We start from the raw sequence: 20,925 nt of genomic DNA, 5'->3' as shown, positions 1-20,925 counted from the left end.
GTCCACCGTAGCGTGCGCGGGGACACCGGGATGACCGTAGCGGGAAGGCCGTCAGCTGCCGGTGCCGGCCTTGCCCCAGTCGGGACCCGCCTTGTCCCATGCCTGGTCCCAACGGGCGTACCGTCCGCGGACCATGCGCCAGACGATCATGCGCCTGGCCCCTTCGACAAGTCCCGCGCACAGCAGTCCCGCTCCGATTCCGGCCAGCACGGCGTGCGTCGTCGCGGTGGCGCCGTCCAGCGGGCGGCCGACCATGTTGCCGTGGGCGTCGGTCCAGAGCTTGAAGTGGTCCCCGTGACGGGGGGACTTGAGGTCGGCTATCACCGCGCCGTGCTGGGCCGTGCCGTCCGGTGCCGTCCAGTCGGCCAGGACGCGGCTGTGGGCGTCCCGGGAGGACGACGTCTCGGGATCGGGCTCCAGGGGACTGCGGGACAGCTCCTTGACGACGGTGGCCGCCACCAGGTGGTGCGTCCTGTGCTGGTCGCGAACGGACTGCTGCAGGGCGTCCTGGGCCGAGGCGCCGACCGCGGCTCCGACAAGCGGCGCGACGGCGAGGATCAGCAGCACGGCCGCCAGGCCCAGCCAGGCCTCCATGAGATCGGTCGTGCGGCGCAGCGGATTGTGCCGCCAGCGCCAGAGTCCGCTGATTGCTCGCACCGTCCCGCACCCCCCTTCCGCGTCCGTGATAACCCGCAGCCGGTCCGTCCACGCGGCAGCCCGGGGAAGAGAGAGCGAAATCACCCTCCCCGTGTCCCTCTCATGGACTTCTCATACTCTCAACGCTCGTGCCCCGGGCAGGGGTTCCCCCTCGGCGCCCCCACTCACGGAAGTCGGCCGCGAGGCTATTCGAGGACGGTGACCGGATCCCCGACGCGCAGCGTGCCGCGGGACTCGGGCACGAGATTCTGACCGAAGATCAGCTGGTTCCCCACGCGGCGGTGGCGCCCGAGGGTGCGCAGGGGCTCCTTGCCGCGCTCCGCGGAGCTCTGGTCCGTGGTGGTGACGACGCATCGGCCGCACATCTTGGCCACCCGGAAGGTGACCTCGCCGATGGCGATCCTCGACCAGTCGTCCTCGGCCCAGGGGTCGGTTCCGGACACGACCACGTTCGGCCGGAAGCGGTTCATGGGGAGCGGGCCCTCGTGGGCGTGGTCGCCCTGCGCGACGAGTGAGTTGAGGGCGTCCAGCGAGGCGAGCGTGGTGACGAGCAGGGGATAGCCGTCGGCGAAGCTGACGGTCTCACCCGGGCGTGCGAAGTCCGGATCGACGGGGCGGCAGGTGGCCGGATCGTCCATGTGGACGAGGCGCACGTCGGCGCCCAGATAGGCGCTGCACCACGCATGTGCGGCGTCGTCCGCGAGGACGCCCTCCACCTTGTCCCCGAAGATGTCGAGCACGGTCGTGCCGACCGGCGCGGGCACGGTGACGTCGATCGGCTCGCGACCGGGCCCGGACAGCCGCAGGCCGCCGCCGGGCAGCAGCTCGGCGGCGGCCAGTGCGAGACGTGGCTGCTGGCGTTGCGTGACGACCTTTCCCCCGTCGTCGATCAGTACCCAGCGGCGGTCTCCGGCCAGCCCCCAGGGCTCCACGACGGCCTCCCGGGGCGACTCGCCCCGGAACGCCTTGACCGGATGGACATGGATCGAGTGCAGTTGCGCGTTCCCCATGACCGCCATGGTGCCAGCAGGCACCGGTGAAACGTCGCGGATACCTCAGTAGCCGCGGTACTGCTGCCCGTTGTACGGATCCTGGTAGGGAGCCGGTGCGGGGCGCGGGGCCGCGGGGCGCATCGCCTCGTAGCCGGTGCCGGGCGCCATCGGGCGCTGCTGCTGCGGCTGGGGGCCGGGGTAGCCACGCGGGCCGGCCGCCTGCTGCGGGATGTAGGGAGCGGGGGCCTGTTGCAGCGGAGCGGGCTGCTGGGCCTGCGGGTACCCGTAGGCGGGTGCCTGCTGGGACGGGCCGGCGGGCAGTGCGGGGAGTGCCGACGGCAGGGCAGGGAGATGGCTGCCCGTCTCGTAGGCGGAGGGGACCCGGATCGGTGCGATCTGGGGAGTGCCCCGCTCGGCGACGAGAGAGTCGTAGATCGGGGTGTCCGGGAAGAAGGACGGCGCGGAGTAGTAACCGCCGCCGTATGTGGAGCGGGGGGAGGTCATGGCACATAAGTTAAGCCCACGATGTGCTGGTTGGGGAGACCGATAAGAGGGTTGTTTTCCGTGTCCGCAGTGACGCGGGATCCCCAATCCGAGCGAACTCGGCAAAAAAGGACGTCGAACGGCGCTCGGATCGTGTAAAGGCCGAGTTCGCGGCGGGTTACCGGCGGTTGACCACGGATCTTCCTGCACGGGTCATGGGAGTTCTCCGGGGTGGGGGATTAGGTTGTGCGGGAAACGGAGCCGGCGGACCGGCCGCGCGGCGGCCCGGTGCGGAGACACGTGATGGGGGCGTACATGTCAATGTCAAAGGGAGCGAATGTTCCCGTGCCGACGACCGCGCTGCGCGTCGAATTGGGGTGGCGTTCAGGACCCGGTGTGCCGGACGCGGATGCCTCGGCGCTGCTGCTGGTCTCGGGCAAGGTCCGTTCGGACGGGGACTTCGTCTTCTACAACCAGCCCGCGCACGCGTCCGGCGCCGTGCGGCACGAAGGCAAGCGGGACGCGGGCGGGCAGGTCACGGACGCGCTGCTCGTCGACCTGACGCGGGTGGAGCCCGCGATCGAGACGGTGGTGCTCGCCGCCTCCACCGACGGGGGCGCCTTCGGACAGGTGCCCGGCCTCGGCATCCGCGTGCTCGACGCACAGCGCGGCACGGAGATCGCGCGGTTCGACAGCGCCGACGCCACCGTCGAGACCGCCTTCGTCCTCGGCGAGTTCTACCGGCGCCAGGGCGCCTGGAAGTTCCGCGCCGTGGGGCAGGGTTACGGCAGCGGGCTCGAAGGACTGGCCACCGACTACGGGATCACCGTGGACGAACCCCAGCACGCCGCGCCCCCGGCCCCCACCGCACCGCCGGTGGCCCCGCCCGTGACCATGCCGCCGCCGGTCCCGCCCGTCGCCCCCTCGCCCTACGCGACCACTCCGCCGCCCGCGCCGTACGGCAGTACCCCGCCGCCCGCTCCGTACGGGAGCACGCCCCCGCCCGCTCCGTACGGCAGCACTCCGCCGCCGGCCCCCTACGGCAGCCCGCCGCCCCCCGCCCCGTACGGGAGCACGCCCCCGCCTCCCACGGTCCCGGTCAGCCTCTCCAAGGTGACGCTGACCAAGGAGGCTCCCTCCGTCTCGCTGACCAAGCAGGGCGGCACCTCCGGCGCGATGCGCGTCAACCTCAACTGGCAGGTGCGCAAGCAGTTCTCGGGATGGGGAAGCAAGCGGGGCCGTGCCGTCGCGATGCACTCGGACCTCGACCTCGACCTGTGCGCGCTGTACGAGCTGTCCGATGGACGCAAGGGCGTCGTACAGGCCCTGGGCAACGCCTTCGGGGCGCTGCACCAGCCGCCGTACATCCATCTCGACGGGGACGACCGCACCGGGGCCGTGGCCAGTGGGGAGAACCTCACGATCAACCTCGACCACAAGCAGAGCTTCCGGCGCATCCTCATCTTCGTCACCATCTATGAAGGGGCGCGCTCCTTCGCGGACCTGCACGCCACGGTGACGCTCCAGCCGTTCAGCGGCGCTCCGGTCGATTTCTCCCTCGACGAGTGCACCGTGCCCTCGACCGTGTGCGCCCTCGCCCTCATCACCAACACCGGCAACGACCTCATCGTCCAGCGCGAGGCCCGCTACCTCGTCCCGGAGCGCGGAGTGAGCCCCCAGCGCACCGTCGACTACGCCTACGGGTGGGGCATGAACTGGACTCCCGGCAGGAAGTAGGTACTCAGCTCTCCTCGAGCGCGGTGTCGGGGCGGGCGTAGGTGCGGCCCTTCCAGGCGGCACCGCGCCCCCTGTAGTGCTGCACCGCCGAATCGACCGTCATGAGGAGGTACAGGAAAGCGGTGACCGGCAGCAGCGGGGCCTGCCACGCGGGCTGCCGGTAGTAACGGAGCATCGGCACGTACGTCGCGCCCATCACGATCCACGCGAGCCCGCCGGCCACCGCCGCCCACACGCTCCCGGCGGCGAGGCCGGCCACGAAGGCGACCGGCGGCATCAGATACACGACGGCGAGGCCCAGGACCGTCCCGGCCAGCAGCAGCGGGCTGTGCCGCAGCTGCGCGTAGGCGCTGCGCGAGACCATGCGCCACAGGTCGTGCAGTCGCGGATAGGGACGCACACTGTCCACCCGGTCGGCGAGACCCAGCCAGATGTGACCCCCGCTGCGCTTGACCGCCCGCGCGAGCGCGACGTCGTCGATCACGGCGTGCCGGATGGCGTCCGGGACCTGTGCCCGCTCGGCGGCGTCGGCGCGCAGCAGGACGCAGCCGCCCGCCGCGGCCGCCGTGCGCGCCCTCCACACGGAGATCCAGCGGAACGGGTAGAGCTGGGCGAAGAAGTAGACGAACGCGGGCACGACGAGTCGCTCCCAGGCGCTCTCCACGCGCAGGCGCGCCATCTGCGAGACGAGGTCGTACGCTCCGGTGCGGGCCGCCGCCACCAGCTCCCGCAGGCTGTCGGGAGCGTGCGCGATGTCCGCGTCCGTCAGCAGCAGGTACTCGGGCTCACGCGCGCGTGCCAGGGCGATCCCGTGCCGCACGGCCCAGAGCTTGCCCGTCCAGCCCGCGGGCGGCTCCCCGGGAGAGCCCACGGTGAGCGGCAGCCCGCCGTGGCGCTCCGCCAGCTCCCGGGCCAGCTTCCCGGTGCCGTCCGAACTGCCGTCGTCGACGAGGAAGACCTCGGCCCGCCCCGGATAGTCCTGGGCGAGGAGGGACGGAAGGCTCTGGGGCAGGACGCCGGCCTCGTCGCGCGCGGGCACGACGACACAGACGCTCGGCCATTCGTCCGGGTCCCGGCGTGACGGCAGTCGTACATCCGTACGCCAGAAATAGCCCTGGCCGAGCAGCAGCCAGAGCCACGCGATCAGCGATATCACAGCGACAAACACCACGGCGCTCACCCACCGCAGTCTGCCCCACGACGGGTGACGAGGCGGATCGTCTATGGTGACCGGGTGAAGATCGCGCTGATGGACTCCGGAATCGGACTGCTCGCTGCTGCCGCCGCGGTACGTCGACTGCGGCCCGACGCCGATCTCGTGCTCTCCTCGGACCCCGGCTCCATGCCCTGGGGACCGCGCACGCCGGAGGACGTCACCGCGCGCGCCCTCGCCGTCGCCGAGGCCGCCGCGCGACACCGTCCCGACGCCCTGATCGTGGCCTGCAACACGGCCTCCGTACGCGCCCTGCCCGCGCTGCGGGCCCGCCTGGAGCCGGAGGTGCCCGTCATCGGCACCGTGCCCGCGATCAAGCCGGCCGCCGCAGGCGGCGGACCCGTCGCGATCTGGGCCACGCCCGCCACGACCGGAAGCCCCTACCAGCGCGGACTCATCGCCGAGTTCGCGGACGGGGTGAGCGTCACCGAGGTGGCCTGCCCGGGCCTCGCCGACGCGGTCGAGCACGCGGACCAGGACGCCATCGACGCCGCGATCGCGGCGGCCGCCGCGCGCACCCCCGAGGACGTAAGGGCCGTCGTCCTGGGCTGCACCCATTACGAACTGGTCGCCGAACGCATCCGCGCCGCCGTGCAGCGGCCCGGACGCCCGCCCCTCGTCCTGCACGGCTCGGCCGGTGCGGTCGCGGCGCAGGCACTGCGCAGGATCGGTGAGGCGCCGAGGCCGGAGGCCCCCGCCGACTCCGTCGTCACGGTGCTCCTCGGCGGCGAAGAGGGATCGCTGCTCGCGACCGCGCTCAGCTACGAGGAAGGGCGCACGCTCGCGGCCGCCGCTCCCGCGCTGACCGAAGGTCACCGTCCGGCACGCTGAGTAGGGCCAACTGCCGCGACCACTCCTGGTCACGGACCGGACGCGCTCCGTGCGACGTCCGGGCACTGCCGGTCACGGTGTGAACCCCCTCCGCACGGAGACCGCCCGCCGGGGCCGGTGACGCTCCGCAAGCCCGTGCCCGCGCAGCGGAAGCTGAGTACCCTCATAGACATGAGGGACCACCCCCACGGCGAAGGCACCCCGCATCCGGAGATCTGGACCGGGCGTGCGACGAACCGCGTCCAGTGGCTGCCCGCCCTCGGCGGAGCCGCCTGTCTGGCGCTCGGTATCGAGCTGGCCGTCGACTCCGCGTGGACGTCGGGATCGGCCCCGCTCATCATGTCCGTCGTCGGCTGCATCGCCGCCGGACTGCTGATCATCTTCGGCACGCTCGCCTTCCTGCACGTCGCCGTGAAGGTGGACAAGGACTGCCTCGAAGTGCGCTGCGGTCACATCGGACTGCCGCGCCGCCGCATCCCGCTCTCCAGCGTCGTCGGCGCCGAATTCGCGCCCAAGGTCACCCCGCGCCAGTGGGGCGGCTTCGGCTACCGCTGGCGGCCCGAGAAGGGGACCGCGGTGATCGTCCGGCGCGGCGAGGGCGTGGTGCTGCGTCTCGGCGACGGGCACACCTTCACGATCACGGTGGACAACGCCGAGGCGGCGGTACGCATCATCCGTGACCGCCTGCGGCCCGGCTCGCCGGGCACGGCGCACTGACGCTCCCGCCGGTCGGCGCGGCCCTCACCGATCCGACGGCCGCCGGATCAGCGGACGGTGTCCTGGAGATCGTCCGGCCCCTCGGCGGCCAGCGGCCGTGCCGTGGCCAGGCCCGCCAGCAGACCCGCACCCGCCGTCACCGTGGTGAAGCTCAGCGCGTTGCCGATCGAGGCGATGGCCGCCAGCGCGGTCAATGACGCGCCCGCCGTCAGCGCGACCGGAGTGGAGCGCGGGGTGCGCCACAGCGCGTACAGCATCCAGCAGAACGCCGCCGCGAGCAGCGCCACGCCGATCACGCCCTGCTCGGCCGCCTGCTGCAGCGGAGCGGAGTGGGGCTTGCCGTCGGGGAGCAGCGACTGCGTGACCGTCGGGCTGAGCTCTCCGTAACGTCCGGGTCCCACGCCCAGGACCAGGTCCTGGCGGGCCAGCCGGAGCGCGTCGTGCCAGAGCAGGACCCGGTGCCGGGTCAGCTGCCCCTCCAGGGAGGCCGTCGGACCGTCGGGCAGGGCGTCCTCGGCGATCGCCCAGGTCAGGCCCGTCACCAGCGCCGCCGCGCAGGCGAGACCCGCGAGTCCCAGAGCCCGGTGGTGCATCCGGGTGGCGGCGAGCGAGCACAGCAGGACCCCGGCGCAGGTGGCGAAACCGGTGGTCGATCCCAGGACCGCCGCGGCCACGGTGATCCCGGCGGCGAGCAGACGCAGGGCGAGGCGAGGTCTCGGAGTCTGCGCCGCCCAGGCCGCGCAGCAGGCCGCTCCCGTGGCGAGTGTCAGCAGAGCCGCCGTGGCGCCCGAGTGCCCGAGCTGGAGGGTGATCTGCGGGCCGGGCGTGGCGATCGCGAGCCCGAGTCCGGCGAGCGCGCCCGCGCACGGGGCGGCGACCGGAAGCAGCACCCCGAAGATCCGCCCCGCCGCGTAACCGGCCGCCACGGCGAGCACCGCCAGCAGGACGCCCTCGGGCCGGCCGCCGTGCGCGGTCGCCGTGACCAGTGACCAGACGGCGCAGGCCGCGAGCACGACGACGCCCAGGCCGTCCGAAGCGCTGCGTCTCTCGCCCGCGGCGGCGGGATCGGCCGCGGACGCCATCCCGGTGGATCCCACTCCGTCGACCCCCCGACTCTGCCGGGCCCCGGCCGTCGTGACCACATCCGGCCGCACGTCAGAGGCTCGGGCACACCGTAACGGGTGATGCGCCGGTTTGTGGACATGTTGCGCAGAAACGTTGCGGCGTGTGTTCGAGGAGAGCTCCGGCGGCCGGTCGGACTCCCTCGGGGCGGACGAGACCGTGCTGTCGGCGCCCTGGTCACGCGCCGTACACTCCCCGGGTGACCGCCACCGCAACCACCGTAGACGAGCCGGACCAGCTCGAACCCCAGGCCGCGCCCGCCTCGCGCGGGGCCGCATGGGTGCGACGCCTCGTCCCGGCCGCCGTAGCGGCGCTCTCCGGAGTGCTGCTGTACGTCAGCTTCCCGCCCCGCACGCTGTGGTGGCTCGCCCTTCCGGCCTTCGCGCTCTTCGCCTGGGTCCTGCGCGGTCGCACCTGGAAGGCGGGACTGGGCCTCGGCTACCTGTTCGGCCTCGGATTCCTGCTGCCGCTGCTCGTCTGGACCGGCGTCGAGGTCGGCCCCGGTCCGTGGCTGGCGCTCGTCGCCGTGGAAGCCGTGTACGTCGCACTCGTCGGCGCGGGCATCACGCTCGTGTCCCGGCTTCCCGCCTGGCCGCTGTGGGCGGCCGCCGTGTGGATCGCGGGAGAGGCGGCACGCGCGCGTGCCCCCTTCGGCGGCTTCCCCTGGGGCAAGATCGCCTTCGGCCAGGCCGACGGAGTCTTCCTGCCGCTCGCCGCGGTGGGCGGCACCCCGGTGCTGAGCTTCGCGGTCGTCCTCTGCGGATTCGCGCTGTACGAGATCGTGCGCCTGGCCGTCGAGGGCCGGCGCACCGGAGCGGTCCGCAAGGGTGCCGCGGCGGTGGCGCTGCTCGGCGTGGCCGTGCCCGTCGTCGGCGCGCTCGCCGCGCGGACGCTCGTCAGCGACAAGGCGGAGAAGGGCACGACGACCGTCGCGGTCATCCAGGGCAACGTGCCGCGCGCGGGACTGGATTTCAACTCCCAGCGGCGTGCCGTTCTCGACCACCACGCGCGCGAGACGGAACGACTCGCCGCCGAGGTCAGGGCCGGTAAGGTCGCCAAGCCCGACATCGTCCTGTGGCCCGAGAACTCCTCCGACATCGACCCGTTCACCAACCCCGACGCGCGCGCCGTGATCGACGGTGCCGCCCGGGCGATCGGTGCCCCCATCTCGGTGGGCGGCGTCGTCGAACGGGACGGCAAGCTCTACAACGAGCAGATCCTGTGGGACCCCGAGAAGGGTGCCGTCGACACGTACGACAAGCGGCAGGTGCAGCCCTTCGGCGAGTACCTCCCGCTGCGCTCGCTCCTCGGTGCCATCAACAAGAACTGGACGACCATGGTGCGCCAGGACTTCAGCCGCGGCACCGAGCCGGGCGTGTTCACCATGGACGGCGCCAAGGTCGGCCTCGCGACCTGCTACGAGGCGGCCTTCGACTGGGCCGTGCGCGACACCGTCACGGACGGCGCGCAGATGATCTCGGTCCCCAGCAACAACGCCACCTTCGACCGCAGCGAGATGACCTATCAACAGCTCGCCATGTCCCGCATCCGCGCCGTCGAGCACAGCCGCACGGTCACGGTGCCCGTGACGAGCGGCGTCAGCGCCGTGATCATGCCGGACGGCAGGATCACCCAGAGGACCGGGATGTTCGTGGCCGACTCGCTCGTCCAGAAGGTGCCCCTGCGCACCTCCGAGACCCCGGCGACGAAGCTCGGCATCCTTCCCGAGATGGTCCTGGTCGCGCTCGCCGCGGGCGGGCTCGGCTGGGGCGCGGCCACGGCGGTCCGCGGGCGGCGCGACTCCGAGGCCTGACAGGAGGCGGCCGAGCCGGGCCGTTAGGGTCGGGGCATGGCTACTCCCGACTTCATCCGCACGATCCGGGCCTCCGCGGGGCACCAACTGCTCTGGCTCCCCGGAGTCAGCGCCGTGGTCTTCGACGACGACGGCAGAGTGCTGCTCGGGCAGCGTTCGGACAACCACGAGTGGGCGCTGATCTCCGGGATCCCGGACCCGGGGGAGCAGCCGGCGGCCTGCGCCGTGCGCGAGGTCTACGAGGAGACCGCCGTGCGCTGCGTGGTCGAGCGCGTGGTCCTGGTCAGGGCCGGGAAGCAGGTCACCTTCGACAACGGCGACATCTGCCAGTTCATGGACACCACGTTCCGGTGCCGTGCGGTCGGCGGCGAGGCCCGGGTCAACGACGACGAGTCGCTGGAGGTCGGCTGGTTCGACGTGGACGCCCTGCCGGAGCTGCGGGACACCGCGCTCTTCCGGATCAAGCAGGCCCTGTCCGACGGACCCACATGGTTCGACCCTATGACCTGACACCGAACTGTGTGTGGTGACCACATCGGTCGGCGCGTGGGCGCTGCTTAGGGTCAAGTCATGACCGCGCCCAGCGCCCACCAGGGCCCCCACGCCCCCGCACTCGATCTCGGCGGCCGCACCGCGCTCGTCACCGGCGCCGCGGGCGGCATCGGCCGCGCCTGCGCGCTGCGGCTGGCCGCCGCCGGAGCCAAGGTCAGAGCGGTGGACCGGGACTCCGCGGGCCTGGACGTGCTCGCCGAGCACGCACACGGCCTCGCCGGGACCGTCGAGCCGCACGTCCTCGACCTCACCGACCTCGACGCGGCGGAACAGGCCGCGGCGGGCACCGACGTCCTGGTCAACAACGCCGGACTGCAACTGGTGCGCCCGATCGAGGAGTTTCCGCCCGACGTCTTCCACACCGTGCTCACCGTGATGCTGGAGGCGCCGTTCCGGCTGATCCGCGGCGCCCTGCCCCACATGTACGGGCAGGGCTGGGGCCGCGTCGTCAACGTCTCCTCGGTCCACGGGCTGCGCGCCTCGGCGTTCAAGTCGGCCTACGTGGCCGCGAAGCACGGTCTCGAAGGGCTCTCCAAGACCACCGCGCTGGAAGGCGCGGCCCACGGGGTCACCTCGAACTGCGTGAACCCCGCCTACGTGCGGACCCCCCTGGTGGAGAAGCAGCTCGCCGATCAGGCGAGGGCGCACGGGATCCCGCGCGAGCAGGTCCTCAGCGAGGTGCTGCTCCAGGACAGCGCGGTCAAGCGGCTGATCGAGCCGGAGGAGGTCGCCGAGGCGGTGGCCTATCTGTGCAGCCCGCAGGCGGCCTTCATCACCGGTACGTCCCTGGTGCTGGACGGGGGCTGGACCGCCCACTGAACCGTGATTCCCCCTCCCGCACGCCTGCCGCACCGCCACCCGTGCTGTCCGCCGCCGGTCGGAGCGCCGCCCGCACCGGTGTCCGCCCTGTCGGCCGCCTGTCGTAGCGCCCTGCGCGCCGTCGGCCGCCGGTCGCGGGCAGCGACCCGAGCCGAGCCGTGCCGGTCGCGACCGGCCGGGGTCCGGTGCGGGCCGGGAGTTGTCCACAGGCCGGTGGCACCGGCCCTGAGATGCGCAATCCTTTGACCATGTCCCGCGATCACGTCCCCTCCGTCGAGTCCTTCGCCGACAGCGCCGAGGCGCCGTTCCTGGAGCTCCTGGCCCGCGGCGCGTCCGCCGACGCGTACGAGCAGCCGGTGCTGCTCGCCCGCGCCGAGGGCCGGTCCGCCGAGCGCGTCGCCGCGCTCGACCGGGCCCGGCTGCTCGCCCTGCGCGTCCGGTCGGACATGGAGGGCCGGCGCCGGCGTGAGGCGGAGCTCTCGGCGCTGTTCGAGACGGCGCACGACCTGGCGGGCCTGCGCGACCTCGATGCCGTGCTGCAGGCGATCGTCCAGCGGGCCCGCTCACTGCTGAGCACCGACGTCGCCTACCTCAGCCTGAACGACTCGGACCGCGGCGACACCTATATGAGGGTCACCGAGGGCTCGGTCGCCGCGCGCTTCCAGCAACTGCGCCTCGGCATGGGCGAGGGCCTCGGCGGGCTCGTCGCGCAGACCGCCCGCCCCTATGTCACCGACGACTACTTCAAGGACGCGCGCTTCCAGCACACCCACACCATCGACGCGGGCGTGCGGGACGAAGGGCTCGTCGCCATCCTCGGTGTGCCGCTGATGATCGGATCCCAGGTCATCGGCGTCCTGTTCGCCGCGGACCGTCGTGCGCGGGTGTTCGAGCGCGAGCAGATCGCCCTGCTCGGCTCGTTCGCGGCCCTGGCCGCCGCCGCCATCGACACGGCGAACCGGCTCGCGGAGACCCGTTCCGCACTGGAACGCCTCGGTCGCGCCCACGAGATCATCAGGGACCGCAGCGGAGTGATCGAGCGGGCGTCGGACATCCACGACCGGCTCGCCGAGCTCGTGCTGCGCGGCGGCGGAGTGCACGACGTGGCCGCCGCCGTGTCGGAGGTCCTCGACGGAGCCGTCGAGTTCAGCGAGGCGGACGAGGCACCGGCCGCCGCGGTGGAGGCGTCCCGCGCCGACGGCCACGCCGTGCGGCACAAGGACGACTGGGTCGCCGCGGTCGCCGCCGGTGGCGAGCTGCTCGGCGCGCTGGTGCTGCACGGGCATCCAGGTCTGGACCCGGTCGACCAGCGCACCCTGGAGCGCGCGGCGATGGTCACCTCGCTCCTCCTGCTCGCCCGGCGCTCCGCGTCCGACGCCGAGCAGCGCGTCCGCGGCGAACTGCTGGACGACCTGCTGGACGCACGTGACCGTGATCCGCGTCTGCTGCGCGAGCGGGCCGCCCGGCTCCAGGCCGATCTCGACCGGCCCCATGTCGTGCTGGCCGCCCGGCTGGACACCGCCGCCCTGGACGCCGACCGCGAGGCGGCCGGGCGCAGACGTCTGTGGGCCGCCGCCTCCCACCTCGCCACCACCCGGCACGGACTGGCCGCCGCCCGGGACGGCGGCACCGTACTGCTGCTTCCCCTGGAGCCCGGTGACACCGGGACGGACCTGGCCCGGCGCACGGCGCGGCACCTCGGCGGCGCGGTGAGCGAAGGGGTCACCGTGGGCGCCTCCGCGCCCGTCGAGCAACTCGCCGCCCGCCCCGACGCGGTGGCGTCGGCGTACGCGGAGGGGCAGCGCTGTCTGGAGGCCCTGCGGCTGCTCGGCCGCACCGGGGACGGCGCGGCCGCCGAGGACTTCGGGTTCCTGGGACTGCTGCTCGCCGGGGACCGGGACATCTCGGGATTCGTCGAGCGCACCATCGGCGGCGTCGTGGACTACGACGAACGCCGCGGGACCGATCTGCTGCGCACCATGGACGCCTATTTCGCCTGCGGCATGAGCCCGGCGCGCACGAAGGACGACCTGCATGTGCATGTGAACACGGTGGCGCAGCGGCTGGAGCGGGTCGGACGGCTGCTGGGGGACGACTGGCAGAGCCCCGCGCGCGCCCTGGAGATCCAACTCGCCCTGCGGCTGCACCGGTTGTCGACCACCGCACGCCACTGACCGTTCCTAAAGACTGAGCGTGAATTGCACAGGCTCAGCCGAACGCTCCGAACGGTCTTGGGCGTTCTGGGTCACCGCGTTCGCTCCGTGTCCGGCGCCATCGGATCGTGTCCGTGGTCCGGGTACGCGGGGGCGGTTTCCCTCGCTTTCTCGGTCACTGGGTCGGGCCTGGGCGATCCGATGCCCCGCACCATCACCCTGGTGGTGCGGGGGCGGTGTCGTCCGTCGCCTGATCCGGTGGCCGAGGGAGCGTCGTCCGATCGCCACCGAGGCGGCGGCGTGTCGGCTGGTCTTGCGGTTCTTGCTGGTGAGGGGCTTTTGCCAGTGCTCGGCGCCCCACATTGAGGTGTAGGCGGGATCGACGGCGATCACGCTGATACCGGTCTCGGCGCACATGCTCAACAGGCGTGCGCGGAGGCGGCCGGTGGGGATGGTGGAGATCAGCTGCCGAAACTTCTTCTTCCGGCCATGCTTCTCCCGGGTCTTGGAGTCGGTGAAGTCGAGGTCTTCGATTGCGATGGCCTTGACGTCGCAGGCCTTGGCCCAGTGCAGAAGGCGGGTGAGGGCGTGGCGGAGCTGGGCGTCACGGTGGGCGGCGGTGCCGGTCAGGTCGTAGTCGAAGCGGCGCGGGCTGCCGATCGGGTTGCCGTGTTCGTCCAGTAACCAGGCGGCCAAGTGGTCGGCGTTGGTGTCCACACCGATCACGCCCTTCGCCCGCAGCGCATCGAGCGGGATCACGGGGAGGTCTTTGCGGGTCCAGGACGCGTCCAGGTACCAGCGTCCAAGGGCGGTGCCCCCGTGGATGCGGTAGGCCACGGCCCGGTTCGCCTGGATGCGGTCGCGCCACTCGTCTCCCCGGTGCGGGAAACTCACGCGGGCGGCGAGGACGTACCGGCCGTTCTTCGCGTTGGCCATGCCGGCGAGCGGAGCGGGCAGCTTGATGCTGATCTCGCCGCCCGGGGTGACGCGGATCGTCTCGTTGCCGTGCCGCTTGCCAGACTCGCCGTCAGCGCTCAGGAACCAGCGGGCCGCTTCCCACTCCGTACGCCACTGCGCCTCTGTCTTCTGCGCGGCGTCCAGATTGTGGCGCTGGTGGAGCAGCCGACGGCCGCCGCGCACCACCGAGACGCGCCCGGCCTCACGCTGCTTCGAGACACGCTCGTACTCGCTTTCCAGGATCGCCAGTCGACGGCTCTTGTGGAACCACTCGTGGCGGGAGCGGTAGCCGCCGGGCTTGCCCCGGCTGCCCCTCTGCCCGACCGGCAGGGACAGGCGGTGCCGGATCATGCGGATACCGGCGTCCAGGGACTTCAGGTGCTGGTGCTGGGCACGGCGGGACAGGCCCCACTGGTCGTGGGTGTTGGAGGTGACCGACCCGGCCCACCGCGATGACGACAAGGCGGTCAGGTCCCGCTTCCGCTCGGCCCACGTGTCGGTGCAGTGGTCCAGGCCGTCACGGCACCTGCGGGCCAGATCGGCGCAGGCGAGACGGCCCATGTGCTCGCCCACGGCGCGCAGGACCTTCTCGTCCTGGCCGGTCAGATTCTTCAGACGGTCGCGGATGCTGACTCCGGACGGCCCCTCGGCGACGAACGATCGGGCGATCTGCCGCAGCGGTTCACGCTTCTGGTCAGCCATGCTGCGCCGCCTCCAGCGCCTTGCGGGCACGGTTCTTCGCCGACCGTCGCCCGTACAGGCGGGCACAGAACGACGTCAGGACCTCCACCACATCGCGGACCAGGTCGTCTTCCACTTCGCCGTCGTCCACGACGACGAGGCGACGCTCGTTCGCGGACAGCGCGGCCTCAACGAGTTCGACGTTCATACGTCCAAGGCGGTCTTTGTGCTCGACCACAACCGTGGTCACTGCCGGGTCGGCCAGCATCCGCTTCGCCTTCGACCGAGCGCCGTTCATCCCGGAAGCGATCTCAGCCTCCACGCGGACCACACGGTGACCGGCCTTGGCTGCCCACTGCGAGAGCCGGGCGACCTGGCGTTCCAGATCCGACTTCTGGTCGCCAGAGGAGACACGGGCATACAGGCCCAGGCCCCCGATCACCTCCCCAGCTGCGGCGGCGTCGATGTTCACCAGGATCGTGCGCGGCCCCACACGCTGAGCGGGAACAGGGAGCGTCCCGTTCTTGAACCAGCGATACGCGGTGTGAGGGCTCACCCCCTGGGCTCGTGCCCACTCAGTCAGATTCACGCGAAGAGCATAATGCGACTGGAGACAGGGCGTACACGCTTATGCACACTCAGTCAGCGACAGTTCCTGACCCCCGTGCGCGTCGCGCGCACGGGGGTCGGCGAAGGGGTTCCTCTTCTGCGCGGTGCGAGGACCGCGCCGAAGGCCGGGGCTCAGGCGGTGCGGGCGTCCGCCTTCTCCGCCGGGGCGGGACGGTCCTCGACCGGCGCGTCCACATCGGCCAGATCGCGGTGCCTGGTCTCCTTGGCGCAGCCCACCGCGACCAGCGTCAGGACGGCCGCCGCGATCACGTACAGGGAGATCATGGTGGAGCCGCCGGTGGAGTCCAGCAGCGCGGTGGCGATGAGGGGCGCGGGCGCACCGGCGGCGACCGAGGCGAACTGCGCGCCGATGGAGGCGCCGGAGTAGCGCATCCGCGTCGCGAACATCTCGGAGAAGAAGGCGGCCTGCGGCGCGTACATCGCGCCGTGCAGCACCAGGCCGACCGTGACGGCGAGGATCAGGTTCCCGAAGCTGCCGGTGTCCACGAGCGAGAAGAAGGGGAAGGCCCACAGGCCGACGCCGGCGGCGCCCAGCAGATAGACGGGCCTGCGGCCGATCCGGTCCGAGAGCGCGCCCCAGGCCGGAATCACCGCGAAGTGCACGGCGGACGCGATGAGTACGGCGTTCAGCGCCGTCTGCTTGGAGAGGTCCGCGGCGGTCGTCGCGTACACGAGGACGAAGGCGGTGATCACGTAGTAGCTGATGTTCTCCGCCATCCGGGCGCCCATCGCGATGATCACGTCCCGCCAGTGGTGCCGCAGTACCGCGACCAGCGGCAGCTTCTCCACCTCCGGGTCGTCCGGGGTGCGGGCCGCCTTGCGGGCCTCGGCCTGCGCCAACGCCTGCTTGAACACCGGGGATTCATCGACAGAAAGACGTATCCACAAACCGACCATCACCAGGAGGCCGGAGAGCAGGAACGGGATGCGCCAGCCCCAGGAGCCGAACGCGTCGTCCGACAGGGTGGCGGTGAGCAGCGACAGCACACCGGTGGCCAGCAGCTGCCCCGCCGGTGCGCCGGTCTGCGGCCACGAGGCCCAGAAGCCGCGGCGCTTGGCGTCTCCGTGCTCGGACACCAGCAGGACGGCGCCGCCCCATTCGCCGCCCAGCGCGAATCCCTGGACGAGGCGCAGCGTGGTCAGCAGCACCGGTGCGGCCGAGCCGACCGTGGCGTGTGTGGGCAGCAGTCCGATCGCGAACGTGGCTCCGCCCATCATCAACAGGCTGATCACCAGCAGTTTCTTGCGCCCGAGCCGGTCGCCGTAGTGCCCGAAGACGAGCGCGCCGATGGGCCGGGCCGCGAAGCCGACCGCGTAGGTCAGGAACGAGAGCAGCGTGCCGACGAGCGGGTCGGAATCAGGGAAGAAGAGCTTGTTGAACACCAGGGCGGCGGCGGAGCCGTAGAGGAAGAAGTCGTACCACTCGATGGTCGTGCCGATGAGGCTCGCGGCGACGATGCGCTTGAGATTGGCGGGAGTGCCCGGGGATGGGGGAGCGGTTGCTGCGGAGGCCATGTGCGCCACTTCCTCGTGTGCGGTGGGGACGGGTACGTGTCGGCACACGGTAGGAACATGCAGGTCGGGCGCACATGTGGTGGGACAACATACTTCTGGGGCGGTCTGTGCGTGCAACCTCCATGCCGGCGTGCGGAAGGGCGGTTCAGGGGCCAGCGCAGTGGACACGGAGGGGCAGGGCGGGCGCGACGCTTTTGCGGGGTGGCCTCGCGCGTCCTGTCCCTCGACCGCTCGACGAGCACCGGACGCTACCGTCGGGCCGTGCGCCTCGCCCTGTCCTGGGTCTTGTCGGGGATCGCGCTTCTGATCGCTGTGCAACCCTCACTCGCCGGGACCGCCTTGATGTCCGAGCAGGCCGAGCGCCGTCAGCACGGTGACACAGAGCGACATCCAGCCGACGAACGCGCCGCCGCCGTACAGCACCGCACCGGCCGGCGACGCCCCGGTTTCATGCGAAAGCACTCCCGCCACCACTGCCGCCAGCAGCGACGACACGAAGGACAGGAGTGCGAGAAGTACCTGGACGGGAAAAGTCGGCCTCATCAGTCAACCCCTTCACGAAGGTGGTCGACCGGTCGGCGGGCAGCCTCAGCTCGACCACCGCTTGCGATGGCCTGCTGAGGCTCCGCGACGATCAGAGACTCATCGTGCTCATTGCCTGTCGAGATGAGAGCGCTGTCCCCCATCGGACACGTCGCCAGCGCTCTGTGGCTCTCGAATGAGCAACTGGGAGCCTAACGGGGGGCGTTGAAGATCGCCACCGCCCTGGGCGACATGGCAGGCCAGAGGTCAGACTGAGGCGGCGGGAAGGGGTTGTTCGGTCCAGATGGACTTGCCGGCGGGGGTGTGGCGGGTGCCCCAGCGCTGGCAGAGCGCGGAGATGAGCTGCAGGCCGCGGCCGCCCTCGTCGGTGGCGGAGGAATGGCGGATGTGCGGTGTGGTCAGGCTGGCGTCGGAGACCTCGCAGATCAGTGCGCGGCTGCGGAGCATGCGCAGCCGGATGGGCCCGTAGGCGTGCCGGACGACGTTCCCGACCAGCTCGCTGACCAGGAGTTCGGTGGTCATGATCAGATCCTCGTCGGCGAGGTCCCAGTCGGTGAGCTGGGCGCGGACCAGGCTGCGGGCCTGGCCCGCGGCCACCGGGTCCTCGGGCAACGGCCACTCGGCGACGTTCTCCGCGTCGAGCGAATGGGTGCGGACCAGCAGCAGGGCGGCGTCGTCGATCAGCGCGCCGTGGGCGGGGAGGAGCGCGGAGGTGAGGGCGGCGCACAGGGCGTCCAGGTCGGACGCGTCCGCCGTCGAGTCCGGCATGGCCTGCACGGAGTCGCGGAGGAGCTCGGCGAGGCGGTTCATGCCGGTGGTGACGTCCCTGTCCTTGCTCTCGACCAGGCCGTCGCTGTAGAGGGCGAGCAGGCTGTCGGCGGGCAGGAGGGTCTCGCGGGTCTCGAAGGGCGGAGCGGCCACGCCCAGGGGCGGGTCGGGGGTCATGGACAAGAAGGTGACGGTGCCGTCGGGGTGGGCCACCGCCGGGGGCGGCTGACCGGCGCTGGCGTACGACAGACATCGGGTCACAGGGTCGTAGATGCCGTACAGACAGGTCACGAAGGCATCGGTGCCCAGTTCGCCGACGATGTCGTTGAGGTGGCCGAGGATCTCGTCGGGCGGCAGCTCCAGCTCCGAGAGGGTGCGGACGGCGGTGCGGAGCCTGCCCATGGTGGCGGCCTCGGCCATGCCGTGGCCCATCACGTCGCCGATCACGAGCGCCACGCGGGCCGCGGAGAGCGGGATGACGTCGTACCAGTCGCCACCGACGTCGGCTCCCTGCTTGGCCGACTGGTAGCGCGCCGCCGTCGTCACCTCGGGCAGCTCGGGGAGCGCCTGCGGAAGCAGGCTGCGCTGGAGCGTACGGGCCCGGGTCGTCGCGTCGTCGTAGAGCCCGGCTCGCTCCAGGGCCTGTGCGATCAGTCCGCTGAGCGCGGTCAGCAGTGTTTGTTCGTCGTCGTCGAGCACGCGCGGCTCGTGGAAGCCGATCACCGCCGCGCCGATCCCGCGCCCCGATACGGCCAGCGGCAGGAAGGCCCACGCCTGCTTGCCGCTCTCCTTGACCAGGATCTCGGTCCCCGGGTACCGCTTCAGGAACTCCTCGGGGGAGGAGACACAGAGCGGCGTGCGGGTCCGCAGGGCGTCCACCACCGGGCTCGCGGTGTCACGCAGTGTCCACTGCCCGTCCAGCAGTCGGGCGAAATGCTCCGAATACCCCTGGGAGCCGATCACTTCCAGTCGGTCGCCGACCACGCCGAGCATGATGAGTCCGCTGGCGCCGAGGGGTGCCATCACGACGTCGGCCACCGCTGTCATCACGTCCTGGGCCGTGACGGCCTCGGCCAGCTCCCGCGTGATCCGCTGCACCAGGGAAGCGCGCTCCGCGGCCGCCCGTTCCGCGGCGACGCGCTCGGCCTCCCGCAGATGCCGCTCGGTGGTGTCGGTGATGTAGAGCGTGAGGCCTTCCGGCACGGGTACCAGCCGCAAGTGGTACCAGGACGCTCCGTCCGGCCCGGGCATGTCGAATCCGGCCGGTCGGCCCTCGGCGGCCGTGGCCCGGCACCACTGCTCCAGCTCCGGCGCGGCATGCGCCAAGGGAATGTCCCAGAGCAGGGCTCCGGCCACATCTCCGGCGGCGCCGAGGAGCCGTTCGGCGGCCTGGTTGAGGAATTCGATGCGCCAGTCCGTGCTCAGGGAGACGAAGCCGTCGCTCATGTGTTGCAGCGCCCGCCCGACCGTCTCGGCGGCGGCATGCGTTTCGCTGCTGTCGCGAAGGGTGCCGATCACCTTCACCGGCTTCCCCTCCGCGTCCGTGATCGTCCTGGCGCTGGCTTCGATCCAGACGTATGTTCCGTCCTGGCGCCGGATCCGGTACTCGTTCCGGAAGCCGCCGCGCCGCTGGATGCCCGTGTCGAAGCCGGCCACCGCGTCCGGCAGGTCGTCCGGGTGGATCAGCTCCGCCCACGCCTCGATGCCGCCGCTCATCACCTTCGGATCGATTCCGGCCAGCACCTCTTCGACGGGCACCTCGGAGGTCAGCTCGCCGGTGTGCAGGTCCCAGGTGTAGGTGAGGGAGGGCGCCTCTTCCACGTCCGACGGGGAGGCGGCCTCCCGCGGTACTGGCTTGTTCTCCGGGGCGCGCAGCAGAGTGGGGGACGGATTGAGGATTCCGGACGACCTGAGCCGTCCGGACATCCAGGCCGCCACCTCGCTCAGGAACGCGCGCTCCACCGCGCCGACCGTGGCGCCCGGCGCGAACAGGACGGAGAGCGCGCCGCGGCGCGAGCCACCGCTCGCGATGGGGACGGCCAGGTGACCGATGCCGGCGGTGAGCCGGGCGGGCCACATGGCCGCGGGGTCCCGGCCCGGCACCGGGTCGGGCGGGGCCAGGTCGGGCTGCCAGGCGATGGTGTCGTTGCGGGCGGCCTTGCTGGGCGGCGCCGTGTCCCGTATCGGGATGATGAGCCAGGGGCGGGTGATCGACTCCGGCAGGCCGCTGTCGGCGACCAGGTAGAGGATCCCGCTCATGCCGGCGCCCGGGAGATGCACCATGCCGCCCAGGCCGTGCACCTCGGCCACCGCCTGCTGGAGCGCGGTCAGCAGCACGTCGACACCGCGCCGGTCCTCGTCCACGGCGTCGAGCAGTTGCATCCGCATGTGGTGCCGGTTCATGGGCTGTAGGGCCTGCAGGGTCCGCAGGTCGTGCGTCTGGCGCAGCGGACGGGGGACGTGGGGTATGGACGAGTCGGTGTTCTCCGCGTCGCCGCCTCTAGTGTTCACCACTGTCGACTGTCGCCTCCGCTCACCGCTTGGGTACCGGCTGAGCCGTATGCGATCGGACATGGACCTACAGCGGTCTACATTCATCGCATCCAACCTAATTAGAACAACTTAGGCGATTTCATCCGCTCAGGTGAACCGTCTATGGCCGGGCAACTGTATGTCAGGCCGGCTCACGCTGTGTCACCGCAGGGAATTCGTCCACGGGCTCGGCGTCGCGGCGGCACCCGG

The 20,925-nt window shown here is 71.7% G+C and carries 17 protein-coding genes; 7 read left to right on the top strand and 10 right to left on the bottom strand.

Annotated features, from left to right (window positions below; genetic code table 11):
- Positions 1-51: 51 nt before the first annotated feature.
- The 3 genes from ACSYGO_RS08365 to ACSYGO_RS08355 all read right to left on the bottom strand — a co-directional run bounded on the left by ACSYGO_RS08365 (position 52) and on the right by ACSYGO_RS08355 (position 2,153).
- A complete protein-coding gene (locus tag ACSYGO_RS08365) occupies positions 52-657 on the bottom strand; it encodes an Rv1733c family protein (protein WP_432187577.1) in 606 nt (201 codons plus the stop codon).
- Positions 658-842: 185 nt separating this feature from the next.
- Positions 843-1,667, bottom strand: a complete 825-nt coding sequence (locus ACSYGO_RS08360) for an MOSC domain-containing protein (protein WP_426679241.1) — start codon at positions 1,665-1,667, stop codon at positions 843-845.
- Positions 1,668-1,712: 45 nt separating this feature from the next.
- Complete coding sequence (locus ACSYGO_RS08355; RefSeq protein WP_426679240.1) at positions 1,713-2,153, bottom strand: DUF6643 family protein; 441 nt, start codon at positions 2,151-2,153, stop codon at positions 1,713-1,715.
- Positions 2,154-2,447: 294 nt separating this feature from the next.
- Here ACSYGO_RS08355 and ACSYGO_RS08350 point away from each other — a divergent pair, with 294 nt between their 5' ends.
- Positions 2,448-3,869, top strand: a complete 1,422-nt coding sequence (locus tag ACSYGO_RS08350; RefSeq protein WP_460386382.1) for a TerD family protein — start codon at positions 2,448-2,450, stop codon at positions 3,867-3,869.
- A gap of 4 nt (positions 3,870-3,873) precedes the next feature.
- On the opposite strand, the gene ACSYGO_RS08345 is transcribed toward ACSYGO_RS08350, so the two are convergent.
- A complete protein-coding gene (locus ACSYGO_RS08345; RefSeq protein WP_432173880.1) occupies positions 3,874-5,049 on the bottom strand; it encodes a glycosyltransferase in 1,176 nt (391 codons plus the stop codon).
- Positions 5,050-5,103: 54 nt separating this feature from the next.
- Here ACSYGO_RS08345 and ACSYGO_RS08340 point away from each other — a divergent pair, with 54 nt between their 5' ends.
- Both ACSYGO_RS08340 and ACSYGO_RS08335 read left to right on the top strand, forming a co-directional pair.
- Complete coding sequence (locus ACSYGO_RS08340; protein ID WP_426679237.1) at positions 5,104-5,913, top strand: glutamate racemase; 810 nt, start codon at positions 5,104-5,106, stop codon at positions 5,911-5,913.
- Between the two features lie 171 nt (positions 5,914-6,084).
- The gene (locus ACSYGO_RS08335) at positions 6,085-6,630 is read left to right on the top strand and encodes a hypothetical protein (RefSeq protein ID WP_432187572.1); all 546 of its coding nucleotides are present in this window, start codon (positions 6,085-6,087) and stop codon (positions 6,628-6,630) included.
- 47 nt (positions 6,631-6,677) lie between these two features.
- Here the strand turns inward: ACSYGO_RS08335 and ACSYGO_RS08330 are convergent, their stop codons facing one another.
- Positions 6,678-7,712, bottom strand: a complete 1,035-nt coding sequence (locus tag ACSYGO_RS08330) for an O-antigen ligase family protein (RefSeq protein ID WP_460389688.1) — start codon at positions 7,710-7,712, stop codon at positions 6,678-6,680.
- Positions 7,713-7,951: 239 nt separating this feature from the next.
- Between ACSYGO_RS08330 and lnt the strand changes: the two genes are divergently transcribed.
- The 4 genes from lnt (at position 7,952) to ACSYGO_RS08310 (ending at position 13,110) form a co-directional block, all read left to right on the top strand.
- Positions 7,952-9,565: an apolipoprotein N-acyltransferase gene (gene lnt / locus ACSYGO_RS08325; RefSeq protein WP_460386381.1), complete on the top strand. Its 1,614-nt coding sequence runs from the start codon at positions 7,952-7,954 to the stop codon at positions 9,563-9,565.
- 36 nt (positions 9,566-9,601) lie between these two features.
- A complete protein-coding gene (locus ACSYGO_RS08320; RefSeq protein ID WP_460386380.1) occupies positions 9,602-10,075 on the top strand; it encodes an NUDIX hydrolase in 474 nt (157 codons plus the stop codon).
- Positions 10,076-10,135: 60 nt separating this feature from the next.
- A complete protein-coding gene (locus ACSYGO_RS08315) occupies positions 10,136-10,936 on the top strand; it encodes a 3-hydroxybutyrate dehydrogenase (protein ID WP_460386379.1) in 801 nt (266 codons plus the stop codon).
- A 248-nt stretch (positions 10,937-11,184) separates the two neighbouring features.
- Entirely contained in the window at positions 11,185-13,110 is a 1,926-nt protein-coding gene (locus ACSYGO_RS08310; RefSeq protein ID WP_460386378.1) for a helix-turn-helix domain-containing protein, read from the top strand.
- Between the two features lie 6 nt (positions 13,111-13,116).
- On the opposite strand, the gene ACSYGO_RS08305 is transcribed toward ACSYGO_RS08310, so the two are convergent.
- From ACSYGO_RS08305 to ACSYGO_RS08285, 5 genes are all read right to left on the bottom strand, one after another.
- A complete protein-coding gene (locus tag ACSYGO_RS08305) occupies positions 13,117-14,748 on the bottom strand; it encodes an IS200/IS605 family accessory protein TnpB-related protein (RefSeq protein ID WP_426679232.1) in 1,632 nt (543 codons plus the stop codon).
- Entirely contained in the window at positions 14,741-15,316 is a 576-nt protein-coding gene (locus tag ACSYGO_RS08300) for an IS607 family transposase (RefSeq protein WP_460386377.1), read from the bottom strand. Before ACSYGO_RS08300 ends, ACSYGO_RS08305 begins: the two co-directional genes overlap by 8 nt.
- A gap of 152 nt (positions 15,317-15,468) precedes the next feature.
- Positions 15,469-16,872, bottom strand: coding sequence for an MFS transporter (locus ACSYGO_RS08295; RefSeq protein ID WP_460386376.1), 1,404 nt, complete (start codon positions 16,870-16,872; stop codon positions 15,469-15,471).
- Between the two features lie 321 nt (positions 16,873-17,193).
- Positions 17,194-17,415, bottom strand: coding sequence for a hypothetical protein (locus ACSYGO_RS08290; RefSeq protein WP_426679229.1), 222 nt, complete (start codon positions 17,413-17,415; stop codon positions 17,194-17,196).
- Between the two features lie 246 nt (positions 17,416-17,661).
- Entirely contained in the window at positions 17,662-20,694 is a 3,033-nt protein-coding gene (locus ACSYGO_RS08285; protein WP_426679228.1) for a SpoIIE family protein phosphatase, read from the bottom strand.
- Between the last annotated feature and the right edge of the window lie 231 nt (positions 20,695-20,925).

The sequence above is a fragment of the Streptomyces krungchingensis genome, from assembly GCF_054729265.1.
The sequence above is the reverse complement of the archived record's forward strand: the minus strand, read 5'-3'. Positions and strand labels throughout refer to the sequence as shown.